Raw genomic sequence first — 13,379 nt, forward strand, 5'->3', positions numbered from 1 at the left:
TTAAGAACGTCTTTGGCTTCACTCTACGGTGCCTTTGGCCGTCACGAACCACAAACGCCGGAGTTTTTACACCTATATCAATATTAAAAAGAGGTTATAAAGAATGCAACTTGATCCAAATAGGCTTCGGGAACTTGAAAGATTACAGGAAATCATAGGAATTACATTTAACAGCTTTCAGATTTTGAATAATGCCTTTATACATCCTTCTTATACCAACGAGCAAAATAGCATATCGATAGAGAACAACCAGAGGCTGGAATTCCTTGGAGATGCGGTTCTGGAACTGGTGATAAGCCATTACCTTTATGAAAAATATCCTGAGATGTCTGAAGGCCAGATGACAAAAGTCAGAGCTTATACCGTATGTGAGCACAGTCTTGCTCTGGCGGCTAAAAACTTGCTATTGGGAGATTACCTTGTGCTTGGCAAGGGAGAAGAAAACACCGGGGGACGCGAAAAACCATCCATTCTGGCAGATACCTTTGAATCACTTATTGGTGCAATTTATCTTGATAAAAATTTAGATACTGTAAGGGATTTTATTATAAAAAATCTCGAAGATGCCATTCAAAAGGCTGTGGAAGGAGAAGAAGCCCGGGATTATAAAACCTTGCTTCAGGAAATATTGCAGAAATCATCACCGGACAGGGTTTGCTATGAGGTCATAAAAGAGGAGGGCCCCGACCATGCCAAGGTTTTTTATGTAGAGGTTTTATGGAAAGGCGAAGTAATGGGTAGGGGTTCCGGAAAAAGCAAAAAGGAAGCCGAACAGCTTGCTGCAAAACAAGCCCTTAACAATTTAAAGCAATGGAAAATATAATATTTAAAAAAGAAGGAATTTTATTTCCCTCATAGAATATATAACTCAAGAAATAATAAATATTTTTAAGGGGGATTTATCGAATGGAAGTACTAAAAGTATCAGCTCAATCAAAACCCAAATCTGTTGCAGGAGCTCTGGCAGCCGTCTTAAGGGAAAAAGGCGTGGCTGAACTTCAGGCGGTGGGTGCCGGGGCCGTAAATCAAGCGGTTAAGGCTATTGCAATCACAAGAGGTTTCGTAGCGCCCAACGGTATCGATCTGGTAACTGTTCCCGCTTTTGCTGAGATTGACATTGACGGAGAAGAAAGGACAGCCATAAAATTTATTGTTGAACCCCGTTAAAATTAATTTGGAATTTATACCTGTCCTGTTGAAAGGACAGGTATTTTTATTATTATAAATATGTGATAGAATTTAAAAAGTGGAGGGATGCCTTTGTACCTTAAAAGAGTGGAGTTGCACGGGTTCAAATCCTTTGCAGACAGGATCGAGATTGAATTTGGGCCCGGCATAAATGCCATCGTGGGTCCTAACGGCAGTGGAAAAAGCAATATCACGGATGCCATAAGGTGGGTGCTCGGTGAACAGAGCGTGAGGAATCTGAGGGGCTCTAAGCTGGAAGATGTTATTTTTGCGGGCAGCAATACAAAAAAGCCCATGGGCATGGCGGAGGTTTCCATCACGCTGGATAATTCAGACAAACTGCTGCCGCTAGATTATTCGGAAGTTTGTTTCACCCGAAGGGTGTTTCGCTCCGGGGAAAGCGAATTTTTCCTGAACAAGACCCCGTGCAGATTGAAGGATATTCAGGAAATATTGATGGATACCGGTATAGGCAAGGATGGTTACTCAATTATAGGCCAGGGCCAGGTAGATGAGATCCTTACCGGACGTTCGGAAGAAAGGCGGGCTATTCTCGAGGAAACCGCCGGTATAATGAAACATAAGGCCAGAAAAAAAGAGGCTGAAAAGCGCATGGAAGAAACCGTAGGTAATATGGTAAGGATAGATGACATTCTGGCCGAAATCCAGAATCAACTGGAACCATTAAAATTACAGAAGGAAAAAGCCCTGGAGTACAAGAGGCTTTTGGAACAATTGAAACAACTGGATATCAACCTGCTGCTAGCCGAAATATCGAGAATTGAAAAAAAGGCATCTCATATAAAAAATTCTATTGAAGAAAACCAGACTTCCCTGCAAAAAATCATAAACGAAAGGGCCCTGCTGCATCAAGGAATGATGAATGACAGTGCTCAGCTTGAACTTCTTGAGAAAGACTATGAAATTTATCAGCAGAAGGCCTTTGATGCCGGTACAAAGAGGAAGGACCTGGAAAAAGATTTGCAGTGGACGAAAGATGAGGAAAAAAGGCTTTGGCTTGAACAACAGGAGTTGAGCGGCAATATAGAAAATTTAAGGCGTAAGATCTCCGAGGTTAAAAATGGCCTGGGCCAAAAAATAAAGGTTCTGGAACAGAAAATAAAAGATATTAATGGTCTGGAACTTAAAATAACCGAAGGGGAAAAGGAACTTGTTTGTGTGGACGACTCCATTAAAAAAAAGGAAAATCTTATTGAAAGTCTAAAGGGTGATGTCATCGACCTGTTAAATTTCGCTTCGGAAAAGAGGAACATGATAACTAGCCTTACAGCCATGAAGACCAATCTGGAAAACCGTTTGAAACAGATTCGAAAAGAGATATGCCTGCTGGATGAGTCAAATAATAAAACCAGAGCCGAGATAGAGAATATAAAAGGAATGATAGAAAATCTAACTCTTCAGTGTGAACAAAAGCAAAAGCAGATCCAGGATACGCAGGACTACATCCTGAAATTAGGTTCAACCCTGGAAGAAAAAAGGGTTTTGAGTATAAAAAAAGGGGAGGAATTGTCGGCTCTGGCTTCAAGGTTTAAAGCTCTCAAAGAGGTCAATGAGAGTTTTGAAGGCTATCAATATGGAGTGAGGAACCTCCTGTCTTCCATAAAAAATAATAAACTAAATGGGGAAGGCCTTTATGGCGCGTTGGCCGATATTATTTCCGTAGACAGGACCTATGAGGTGGCTATTGAAACCGCACTGGGAGGGGCTCTTCAGAATATTGTTTGCGATACAGAAGAACATGCAAAAAGAGCTATAGAATATTTGAAAAGGCATGACCTCGGCAGGGTGACATTTTTACCCCTCAATACCATAAAACCCAGAGGGCTTGACGCTGAAGAAATAAAAATATTATCCATGAAGGGCTGTATAGATACGGCCGACCATCTAACCACCTGCGGCAAAAAGTTCTTACCGGTAATTGGCCATCTGCTGGGAAGGGTTATAGTGGTGGACAAAATGGATAATGCCATAGCCATAGCCAGAAGGTGCCGATTCAGTTTAAAGATCGTAACCCTTGACGGAGAACTGTTTAACCCTGGCGGTTCCATAACAGGAGGGAGTCAAAAAAAATCAAGTCTTATTCTATCGAGGAAAAGAGAACTTCAGGAGTTTGAAGAAAAAATAGCGAGATCGGAAAAAGACCTGGCCATTATCAGACAGGAGTGTACAAGGATTGAAGGGGATTATCAGGAATACTTGAAAATGGTTGATTCCTGTAAAAATGCCGTTTTTAATTTAAAATCCGAAATTGCCGCTCTGGAAAGGGAACTTAAGGAAAAGCAAACGGTTTTCAATGAAAGGGAACATAAAAAGAGCCAGCTTGAATCCGAAATTGACGATATAAAAACCCAGACTGTGGATATAGATGCACAAATAATATCCGTACAAAAAGATATAGGGAGCATAGATATAAAAAACACTTCCAGTCAGAGCAAGGTAAAAGACCTTCAGCAGCAATTATCCAGGGACAGGTCAAAAAGAGAAATGCTGGCACAACGGATTACCGACTTGAAGGTCCAACTTGCATCTCACAAACAGGAAGAAATAAGTTTGGAACAAAATATACAGAATGAAGAGGAAAACCTTCAAACCTGGTCGAGGGAACTAAAGGTTCTGGAGGATAAATTTGAGCAAAATGAGCGTTCCATGAGCATGGCAAAAGACAAAGTTTTAAACTACGCTGAGCAAATGACAAACTATGCCGAACTTGAAAAGGATTTGTTAACCAAAGTGGATAATCTGAAAAAACAAAGGGAATCGCTGAAAAAGGCGCTGGAAGAAAGTCAAGCAAAATTTAATCGTCTTGAGGAAGAGCAAAAAAAGCTTGAAAGGAAACTAAATGAATGTATAGTGGATGAAACGGCCCTTAATATGGAATTTAACCAGGTCAGGGGAAAATTGATGGAAAGATATTCACTGACCGTTGAACAGGCCTTGAATTTTAAAAAAGAAATTGGGAGCATTCTTGAGATGAAGGAAAAAATTACAGCCCTTCAGCAGGAAATAGAATCCCTTGGCATTGTGAATTTACAGGCTGTAGATGATTATGACAATTTAAAGTCCCGGTATGATTTCTTAAAAGCTCAAAGGGATGATCTAAAAGAGGCAAAGGATAAACTGGATAGTTTGATAAAGGAAATAACAAAAACAATGGAAGATATGTTCCTCAGTTCATTTGAAAAGGTCAGAGAGGAGTTTAAAAAAGTTTTCACCGAACTTTTCGGAGGCGGCAAAGCCGACCTGATTATAGAAGGCGATTGCAGCATGCTTGAGGCAGGAATTGACATTATCGCCCAGCCGCCGGGGAAAAAACTTCAGAGCATTTCCCTGCTTTCGGGAGGAGAAAAGGCTCTGACGGCCATAGCCCTTCTTTTTGCCATATTAAATATCAAGGCTACGCCCTTTTGCATCCTCGACGAGATAGAGGCGGCGCTGGACGATGCCAATATCGATAGGTTTGCATCATATCTGAGAAAGGTTGCGGGTCACACCCAGTTTATCATTATTACTCATCGCAAAAACACCATGGCCATAGCTGATGCCCTTTACGGCATAGCCATGGAAGAGACGGCAGTATCAAAAGTGCTGACGGTAAAGCTGGAGTAGATGCATAAATTTATGAGAGAGGTGAAGAAATTGGGTTTTTTTGATAAGTTAAAGCAAGGTTTGAGCAAGACCAGAAACAATTTTACGGAAAAAATTGACAACCTATTAAAGTTTACCAGAAAAGTTGATGAGGAAACGCTGGAGGAACTGGAAGAGGTATTGATTTCAGCGGATGTTGGAGTAAATGTGACCCAGAAGCTCATGGAGAGTTTGAGAGAGCACGTAAAGTCTTCGAGGATAAGAAGCACTGAGGACCTGAAAGCCGCTCTGAAAGAGGAAATTAAGGGGCTTTTTCCACAGCAAAAAATGTCTTTACAACCGCCATGCATCTTGCTTGTGGTGGGAGTCAACGGTGTGGGAAAGACCACGTCCATTGGAAAGCTTGCCCATAATTTTAAAAACCGGGGTTACAAAGTCATCATGGCTGCAGGGGACACCTTCAGGGCTGCAGCGGCAGAGCAGCTGGATGTCTGGGGACAGAGGTCAGGGGTTGATGTGATAAGGCATCAGGAAGGTTCCGACCCCGCCTCGGTGCTCTTTGATGCCATCCAGGCCGGGAAATCCCGCCGGGCGGACATAATAATATGTGATACCGCCGGGCGCCTTCATACAAAAAAGAACCTCATGGAAGAATTGAGAAAGCTTTACAGGGTGTGTCAAAAGGAATATCCCGATGCCCAACTATTGAGCCTCATGGTGCTCGATGCTACCACAGGTCAAAATGCTCTGGCCCAAGCAAGAATATTTAAAGAGGCAGTGGATATTTCCGGGATAGTCCTTACCAAACTGGACGGGACCGCCAGGGGCGGCATTGCCATTGCCATCGCCCAGGAATTGAACATCCCCGTATGGTTTATAGGTGTGGGCGAGGGAATAGATGACCTGCAGGATTTTAACCCTGATGAATTTGTGGATGCTATTTTGTGATGCATCATTCTTGACATAAAAAACCGCATGCTGTATAATTAGCCTGTAAAGGATGAGACCTTTACAGGTGATGTTTATGGATGAACTTACGAAAATAAATCTGTTATATGACTTTTACGGAGATTTTCTGACTGAAAAGCAGAGGGAGATTTTTGAACTTCATTTTTTGAACGACCTTTCCCTGGGGGAAATAGCCGAAAATTATGGAGTAACCCGTCAGGGGGTCTATGATATTGTCAAACGGGCGCAGGATATTTTAACCGAATATGAAGAAAAACTGGGCATGGTCAGGCGGTTTGCAGGTCTTGAAAAAAAGGTTGAAAAGATACTTCAATCTTTGAAAGAGCTGGAACCGGGCCTTTCTGAAGATTATAGGATCAGAATCCGAAAGATTTGCGATGATGTAGCCTCATTGTTAAAGGAAGGCGGTGAATAGAATGGCTTTTGAAGCGCTTACTCAGAAGTTGAATGATATTTTCAAAAAGTTGAAGGGCAAGGGAAAACTGACCGAGGCTGATGTAAAGCAGGCAATGAGAGAGGTAAAGCTCGCGCTGCTGGAAGCCGATGTAAATTTCAAGGTTGTAAAAGATCTAATCCAGAAAATAAGCGAGCGAGCCGTGGGGCAGGAGGTAATGGAAAGCCTCACTCCGGGGCAGCAGGTCATTAAAATCGTAAATGATGAACTGGTACAGTTGATGGGATCTAAGGAAGCAAAGTTAAATTTTTCTTCCGGTGGAATTACTGTCATAATGCTTGTCGGGCTTCAGGGTTCAGGTAAAACCACCACTGCAGGAAAGTTAGGTAGACTGCTTTCTAAAAGCGGCAAAAAGCCTCTTCTTACAGCCGCAGATATTTACCGCCCTGCAGCCATCAAACAACTCCAGGTGGTGGGAGAAAAGCTGGATTTGCCCGTTTTTACCATGGGCCAGCAGGACCCGGTTAACATTGCCAGAGCCTCTGTGGAATATGCCCATAAGCACAACAATGATGTGATAATAATCGATACAGCAGGACGACTGCATATAGATGAAGAGCTCATGGACGAACTGTCAAGAATAAAGCAGGCTGTAAACCCCAGTGAGATACTGCTGGTAGTGGACAGCATGACCGGCCAGGACGCAGTGAATGTGGCGGAAGAGTTCAACAAACGCCTGGCTCTAACCGGCCTCATCCTGACAAAGCTGGACGGCGACACCCGGGGAGGCGCCGCCCTGTCCGTCAAGGCAGTTACGGGATGCCCCATAAAATTTGTAGGTATGGGGGAAAAGCTGGAAAACCTGGAACCTTTTTATCCAGAACGTATGGCTTCAAGAATACTGGGGATGGGAGATGTGCTCACCCTCATCGAAAAAGCTACTCAGTCTTTTGATTTAAAAAAGGCCCAGGAACTGGAGCAAAAGCTTAAAACCCAGTCCTTTGACCTCAACGATTTTCTGGAGCAGCTTTCCCAGGTTAAAAAGATTGGTTCCCTGGACCAGATATTGAGCATGATACCGGGTTTTTCTCCGCAGAAGCTGCAGGGCCTGGAACTGGATGAAAAGGAACTGGTTCACGTGGAAGCTATAATTAATTCAATGACACCCGAGGAAAGAAAAAATCCTTCCATTATAAACGGCAGCAGGCGTAAACGCATTGCTGCCGGTAGCGGCACTTCCATACAGGATGTTAACCGTCTTTTAAAACAATATGAACAAACCCGAAAAATGATCAAACAGATGACTGATATGGAAAAGGGCCGTAAAAAAGGAAAGCATAGATTTCCATTTTATGGGCTTTAAAAGGAGGTGAAACAGTGGCAGTTAAGATTAGATTAAGGCGAATGGGCGCCAAGAAAAAACCCTTTTACAGGGTAGTGGTGGCCGACAGCAGGATGCCCAGAGATGGTAGATTTATCGAGGAAATAGGGTATTATAATCCGCTGACAGATCCTGCTGAAATAAAAATTAACCAGGAAAAGGCTACCGATTGGTTGAAAAAGGGTGCCATTCCTACAGATACTGTAAAACATTTATTCAAGACCCTCGGTATTCTGGGCAACACCAAAGCAAAAACAGTTGCCGAATCCGATATCGGCGAAGCCTAACTCCATTAAAGTAACTGGGTTTTACTGTGAAATTTTAAACAGGGAAGGAACAAAAGGAGGAAGTTATTGTGATAGAATTGGTAGAATACATTGCAAAAGCCCTGGTGGACCACCCCGAAAATGTCGCGGTCAATCAGGTGGAAGGCGAACAATCCATAATTCTTGAACTCAAAGTCGATCCCGAAGATATGGGCAAGGTTATAGGAAAACAGGGTAGAATTGCCAAAGCCATCCGCACTGTTGTCAAAGCGGCTGCCGCAAAAGACGGCAAAAGAGTAGTTGTAGAGATAATATAATTTACAAGGGGGTTAGGCGGAACCTAACCCTTTTTGTAAGTTTATTACAAGGATGTGAAAATACCTCTTGGAACAGTATATAGTAGTGGGGAGGATATTATCCTCCTGGGGTGTTCGAGGTCAGATTAAGGTTGAACCCCTGACGGATGACATCAAGAGGTTTGATAAACTTAAAAAGGTGTTTATTGGCACCGATGATTTGCCAGCCCGTTATGATGTGGAATCGGTATTATATTTAAAAAATGCTTTTGTGGTTTTAAAGCTAAAAAATATTGATTCACCGGAACAGGCCGAAAAGTTCAGGGGAGTTTATTTGAAAATTTCCAGGGAAGATGCGGTCAAATTGCCCGAAGGAAGGTATTTCATCTGTGATATAGTCGGGCTTCGCGTCTTTACGGAGAGCGGTGAGTTTCTCGGGAAAATAGTGGATGTTTTGCCGACCGGGGCCAACGATGTTTATGTGGTTAATGGAAAAGCAGGAAATCAAATACTTCTTCCTGCCATTAAAGAAGTGGTTAAACAAATAGATTTAGAAAACAATAAAATGATAGTCAGGCTTATGGAGGGAATGGCATAGTGTTTCAGATCCATATCCTCACTCTTTTTCCCGAATTTTTCACAGGGCCTTTAGATGTCAGCATATTGAAGAGGGCCAGGGAAAAAGACCTCATAAGAATAAAGCTGGTAAATATAAGGGATTTTTCCCATGACAAGCATAAAAAGGTAGACGACTACCCCTATGGCGGAGGATGCGGTATGGTGATGAAGCCCGAGCCCATTTTCGAGGCAGTGGAATATGCCATGGAAGACTTTAAAACTGACAAAAGGCGCATAATCCTTATGTCGCCCCAGGGGAAACTATTTAACAACCAGATGGCCCGAAGCCTTTCCGAACAAGAACATCTCATTTTAATATGCGGCCATTATGAGGGCGTTGATGAAAGGGTTAAGACCATAATAACCGATGAGGTTTCCATAGGGGACTTTATAGTCACAGGAGGAGAACTGCCTGCTCTTGCCGTGGTGGACGCCACTGCCAGGTTTATCCCGGGAGTCCTTGGCAGCCATGAGTCACCAGAAAACGAATCTTTTTGCGAAGGTTTGCTGGAATATCCGCAGTATACCCGACCTGAAGTTTACAGGGATTTGAGGGTGCCCAAAGTACTCCTTTCCGGAAATCATAAAGAAATAGAGCTATTCAGGCGTAGAGAGGCTTTAAAAAGGACCCGCGAAAGAAGGCCGGATTTGTTTGCAAAGCTAAACCTGAGCGATCAGGACCTGGAGCTGCTCAAATAGTTTTCCAATCTGACGGGGATATGGATTTTGATTGCCAAGAAAAAGCCTTTATGCTATAATATGTTTTGTCATTAAACGCAAGGGAGGGAAAATGCGTGGATTTTATAACCGCTGTAGAACAGGAGCAAATAAAGAAAGATATTCCTGACTTTAGACCGGGAGATACGGTAAAGGTTTATACAAAAGTTGTGGAAGGCGGCCGTGAACGTATTCAGGTCTTTGAAGGCACGGTCATAGCCAGAAGAGGCGGTGGCTTGAGGGAAACTTTTACTGTGAGAAAAGTTTCTTATGGTGTGGGTGTGGAAAGGATTTTCCCGTTAAATTCCCCCCGCATCGATAAAATAGAAGTTGTGAAAAAAGGGCGTGTCCGCCGCGCTAAACTTTACTACATGAGAAATTTAAGGGGCAAAGCAGCCAGGATAAAGGAGAGGGACTGATGACAGTCCCTTATTATTTTATTTTTATTATTTTCAGGTGGTGGAATAATGGAGATTCAGTGGTATCCAGGACATATGGCAAAAGCTAGAAAGATTATAAAGCAAAACATCCGGTTGGTAGATGCAGTGATAGAATTAGTTGATGCCCGGGCACCTTTGGCAAGTCACCTTCCGGACCTTGATGAACTTTCGGGTGGTGCGCAAAAAATTGTGGTTTTAAACAAAGCTGACCTTGCCGATGAAAGGGTTACCGGAATGTGGATAAAAAAATTTAGAGAAATGCAATTAGAAGCCCTTGACGTGAATTCCATGGACCGGCACTCCGTTAAAAGACTGATAAATTTGATAACAACCATTTACTGCAAAAAGCCGGGCTGTAGGCCAACCAGATGTATGATTATCGGTATTCCAAATGTGGGAAAATCATCTATCATAAACCAGATGGCCGGCAGGAAAGGTGCCAGAACCGGAGATATACCCGGGGTCACAAAAGGAAAGATGTGGCTGAAAGTGAATAAAGAGCTGGAACTGCTGGACACTCCGGGCATTTTATGGCCCAAATTTGAAGATAAAGCCATCGGAATAAAACTCGCCATACTCGGTTCCATAAAAGAAGAGTTGATTAATATTGAGGAACTTTCATATATTTTTCTGGAATTTTTGTCAAAAGAATATCCCCACAGCTTGAGGGAAAGATATAAAATCGATGTTGGGAAAAGCCCCCGGGAAATGTTGAACGACATAGCTTTTAAAAGGGGATTTCTCATGGCAGGTGGGGTGCCCGATATGGAAAGAAGTGCAAAAACCCTGCTAATGGAATACCGCCAGGGTAAACTCGGAAGAATTTCCCTGGAGAACCCCGATGAACAAGGAGGATTTTGGCAAAATATATCGAATCAAGAATAGATAGCCAGTGGAAGGGGGCATTTTTGTGACTGATTTAAATAAAGAGATTATAAGGCTCTCAAGACTTTACGATATGGAACGCAATCTCAGACAAAAAGGCCATGTCTTAATTGCTGGAGTTGATGAAGCTGGCCGGGGGCCCCTGGCAGGGCCGGTGGTGGCGGGAGCCGTCATTCTTGAGCCGGATACTACTATAATAGATTTAAAGGACTCCAAACTTTTAAGCGAGAAAAAAAGAGAGGCGGTATATAAAGAAGTAATTAAAGTTGCCGTATCTTATGCCTTTGATGTGGTAGACCAGGAGTACATAGATGAACATAACATCTTGAATGCGACCCTTCATGCTATGAAAAGAGCTGTTGAGAAACTGGGCGCAAAGCCGGATTTTATTCTCGTAGATGCGCTAAAAATACCCGGTATAGATATTCCCCAACAGGCTGTTATTCACGGGGATAATCTGTGCGCCTGTATAGCAGCCGCTTCAGTGATAGCAAAAGTAGAGCGGGACAGGATAATGAAAGGTTACGATAAAATATATCCCCAGTATGGTTTTTCCAGAAATAAAGGATACGGGACCAAGGAGCATGTGAATTCTATAAAGAAATACGGCTTTTGTCCCATTCACAGGAAAAGTTTTTCAATAAAAGGGCTGGAGATGTAAGGTGGATAACAAAAAAATCGGCGCATTGGGTGAAAGGCGGGCGGTGGAGTTTTTAAAACGCAACAACTATAATATACTTGCCGTAAACTACAGGTGCCGGCAGGGTGAAATAGATATAATAGCAAGGCAGGGAAACACACTTATTTTTATTGAAGTAAAAACCAGGAGTTCCTTAAAATTCGGCATGGGCATGGAGGCAGTGAATTACGTCAAACAGCAGAAGATAAAGAAGGTTGCAATGAATTTTCTCAGTGAAAAAAGGACAGTTTTTACCGACCTGAGATTTGATGTGATAGACATAATGATAAAAGACCGGGACACTGCTGAAATAACACATATAAAAAATGCCTTCTAAAGGGGGATAATAATGCTGGCACAAGCTAAAAGCTGCGCCATTTATGGACTTGAAAGTTTTTTGGTGGATGTAGAAATAGATATATCCGGCGGCCTACCTGCCTTTGACAAGGTGGGTTAAATTGCCACAAAGAAATGTTATCAAAAGAAAACGCTTTTAAGGTTCTAACCATAAGAAAAAGTCTTAACATAAGCGGAGAACCCCTATCGTATAATGTCGGATTCGGTTTAACCGAGAGCTGCCATCAACAGCTTTTAAACTTATCGCAGAAGAATGGATTAAACCCGTCGGAATTAATCAGAATGGCATTGGACTGTGTAATCTTCAATGAAAATTATGTTGAGATGTTAAAAAGCCAAAGGAAAGCAAATAACGTATTGGTACATAAAAGGACTGTGAATCTGAATAAAACACAATTCAATAGAATTTCCGAACTAAGCAAAACATACGGGATTGCGCGTTCGGAAATCATACGAAAATCAATAGAAGAATTTTTAAAAAAGGACTTTTTGCATCGAGAGGGATAAAGGTGTGGATTTTTTAAGGGAAATAGCACTCAAAACGGCCGATCTGATCAAAAGATCCGGCAAAACCCTTGCACTTACCGGTGCCGGCATCAGCACCGAAAGCGGGATTCCGGACTATAGAAGCAAAGGCACGGGGTTGTGGGAAAAATATGACCCAATGTCAAAGGCCAGCCTTTCGGCATTAATTTCCGACCCGGTAGAATTTTATAATTTTAACCTGCCCCGGTGGATTAAATACGCAAATGCCGAGCCGAATACCGCTCACCGGGTTCTTGCAAAGATGGAGGAAAAGAATTTTATCCGTGGAGTTATAACCCAAAATATCGACGGGCTTCACATTAAAGCGGGTTCCAGAAACGTATGGGAAGTTCACGGCCACCTTCGCACGTGTCGCTGTATGGGTTGCAATCATAAGTATGATTTTTCCGAAGCTGTGCGGCAGTTTGAAGACGGGATAGTTCCCCCAAAATGCAAAACATGCGGCGGTATACTCAGGCCTGATGTAGTGCTTTTCGAAGATCCCATGAGCAGCGACTATTACAGGGCGCTGGAGGCTTTAGAGGGTTGCGAACTTTTAATTGTGGTAGGAAGCAGTCTGCAAGTATACCCAGTAGCAGACATGCCTTATCTTGCAAGACAAATGGTAATCATCAACAAAGAACCGACCACGTTTGATAGCCGAGCCGCCGTAACAGCTCATTGCAAAGCAGGCGAATTTTTTGAAGAGCTGGCGTCAATTTTAAAGATATAAAAAGCTATTAAATAGTTACCTATTTTGACCTTACCTCAATGTTCCGCCTTTGCCTTTCCGCAAGGTCGGTCTCAAGCAGGTCGTTTAAGAACGCAAGATACTTTTGGTTTAGAAAGATATAGTGATAAAAAATAGGCACCATTTTGACCTCGAAAAATTCTTTTCTTAGGCATTCCAAAGGGGGAAATATTGCTGTAAATTTATGGTTGAGATCGAAAAAGGTCACAAAGAAAAAAGCTTATTAGCATAAATATTTGACATAAACAAAAAAGTATGCTATATAATAAATTAATAAGACGGACGTCCGAATAACTATAAAAAAGAG

General features: G+C 42.5%; 16 protein-coding genes. All 16 read left to right on the plus strand.

Annotated elements, in window-relative coordinates; all coding sequences use genetic code 11:
* Window positions 1-103 precede the first annotated feature (103 nt).
* Window positions 104-823 (plus strand): ribonuclease III, encoded by a 720-nt coding sequence (gene rnc / locus D2962_RS07165; RefSeq protein WP_120766796.1) that lies wholly within the window; start codon window positions 104-106, stop codon window positions 821-823.
* A gap of 83 nt (window positions 824-906) precedes the next feature.
* Window positions 907-1,167 carry a stage V sporulation protein S gene (locus D2962_RS07170; RefSeq protein ID WP_120766797.1) on the plus strand — a complete coding sequence of 87 codons (261 nt, stop codon included), beginning with the start codon at window positions 907-909 and terminating at the stop codon, window positions 1,165-1,167.
* Window positions 1,168-1,260: 93 nt separating this feature from the next.
* Entirely contained in the window at window positions 1,261-4,815 is a 3,555-nt protein-coding gene (smc, locus tag D2962_RS07175) for a chromosome segregation protein SMC (protein ID WP_162991141.1), read from the plus strand.
* 30 nt (window positions 4,816-4,845) lie between these two features.
* Window positions 4,846-5,742, plus strand: coding sequence for a signal recognition particle-docking protein FtsY (gene ftsY / locus D2962_RS07180; protein WP_120766870.1), 897 nt, complete (start codon window positions 4,846-4,848; stop codon window positions 5,740-5,742).
* A 70-nt stretch (window positions 5,743-5,812) separates the two neighbouring features.
* Entirely contained in the window at window positions 5,813-6,178 is a 366-nt protein-coding gene (gene ylxM, locus D2962_RS07185; RefSeq protein ID WP_245985036.1) for a YlxM family DNA-binding protein, read from the plus strand.
* Between the two features lies 1 nt (window position 6,179).
* Window positions 6,180-7,520 carry a signal recognition particle protein gene (gene ffh, locus D2962_RS07190; protein ID WP_120766800.1) on the plus strand — a complete coding sequence of 447 codons (1,341 nt, stop codon included), beginning with the start codon at window positions 6,180-6,182 and terminating at the stop codon, window positions 7,518-7,520.
* 14 nt (window positions 7,521-7,534) lie between these two features.
* Window positions 7,535-7,825 carry a 30S ribosomal protein S16 gene (gene rpsP, locus D2962_RS07195; RefSeq protein WP_120766801.1) on the plus strand — a complete coding sequence of 97 codons (291 nt, stop codon included), beginning with the start codon at window positions 7,535-7,537 and terminating at the stop codon, window positions 7,823-7,825.
* Between the two features lie 68 nt (window positions 7,826-7,893).
* Window positions 7,894-8,121 (plus strand): KH domain-containing protein, encoded by a 228-nt coding sequence (locus tag D2962_RS07200; RefSeq protein ID WP_120766802.1) that lies wholly within the window; start codon window positions 7,894-7,896, stop codon window positions 8,119-8,121.
* A gap of 67 nt (window positions 8,122-8,188) precedes the next feature.
* Complete coding sequence (gene rimM / locus D2962_RS07205; RefSeq protein ID WP_120766803.1) at window positions 8,189-8,698, plus strand: ribosome maturation factor RimM; 510 nt, start codon at window positions 8,189-8,191, stop codon at window positions 8,696-8,698.
* The gene (gene trmD / locus D2962_RS07210) at window positions 8,698-9,417 is read left to right on the plus strand and encodes a tRNA (guanosine(37)-N1)-methyltransferase TrmD (protein WP_120766804.1); all 720 of its coding nucleotides are present in this window, start codon (window positions 8,698-8,700) and stop codon (window positions 9,415-9,417) included. Before rimM ends, trmD begins: the two co-directional genes overlap by 1 nt.
* Window positions 9,418-9,512: 95 nt before the next feature.
* A complete protein-coding gene (gene rplS, locus D2962_RS07215; protein WP_120766805.1) occupies window positions 9,513-9,854 on the plus strand; it encodes a 50S ribosomal protein L19 in 342 nt (113 codons plus the stop codon).
* A gap of 48 nt (window positions 9,855-9,902) precedes the next feature.
* Complete coding sequence (gene ylqF, locus D2962_RS07220; RefSeq protein WP_122014597.1) at window positions 9,903-10,760, plus strand: ribosome biogenesis GTPase YlqF; 858 nt, start codon at window positions 9,903-9,905, stop codon at window positions 10,758-10,760.
* Between the two features lie 25 nt (window positions 10,761-10,785).
* Window positions 10,786-11,421 (plus strand): ribonuclease HII, encoded by a 636-nt coding sequence (locus D2962_RS07225; RefSeq protein ID WP_245984954.1) that lies wholly within the window; start codon window positions 10,786-10,788, stop codon window positions 11,419-11,421.
* Between the two features lies 1 nt (window position 11,422).
* Complete coding sequence (locus D2962_RS07230; RefSeq protein WP_122014598.1) at window positions 11,423-11,776, plus strand: YraN family protein; 354 nt, start codon at window positions 11,423-11,425, stop codon at window positions 11,774-11,776.
* Window positions 11,777-12,120: 344 nt separating this feature from the next.
* Window positions 12,121-12,303: a ribbon-helix-helix domain-containing protein gene (locus D2962_RS19860; RefSeq protein ID WP_425456621.1), complete on the plus strand. Its 183-nt coding sequence runs from the start codon at window positions 12,121-12,123 to the stop codon at window positions 12,301-12,303.
* Window positions 12,304-12,307: 4 nt separating this feature from the next.
* A complete protein-coding gene (locus D2962_RS07240; protein WP_122014599.1) occupies window positions 12,308-13,054 on the plus strand; it encodes an SIR2 family NAD-dependent protein deacylase in 747 nt (248 codons plus the stop codon).
* Window positions 13,055-13,379: the final 325 nt, after the last annotated feature.

The sequence above is a fragment of the Biomaibacter acetigenes genome (assembly GCF_003691585.1).
Lineage (GTDB): Bacteria > Bacillota > Thermosediminibacteria > Thermosediminibacterales > Tepidanaerobacteraceae > Biomaibacter > Biomaibacter acetigenes.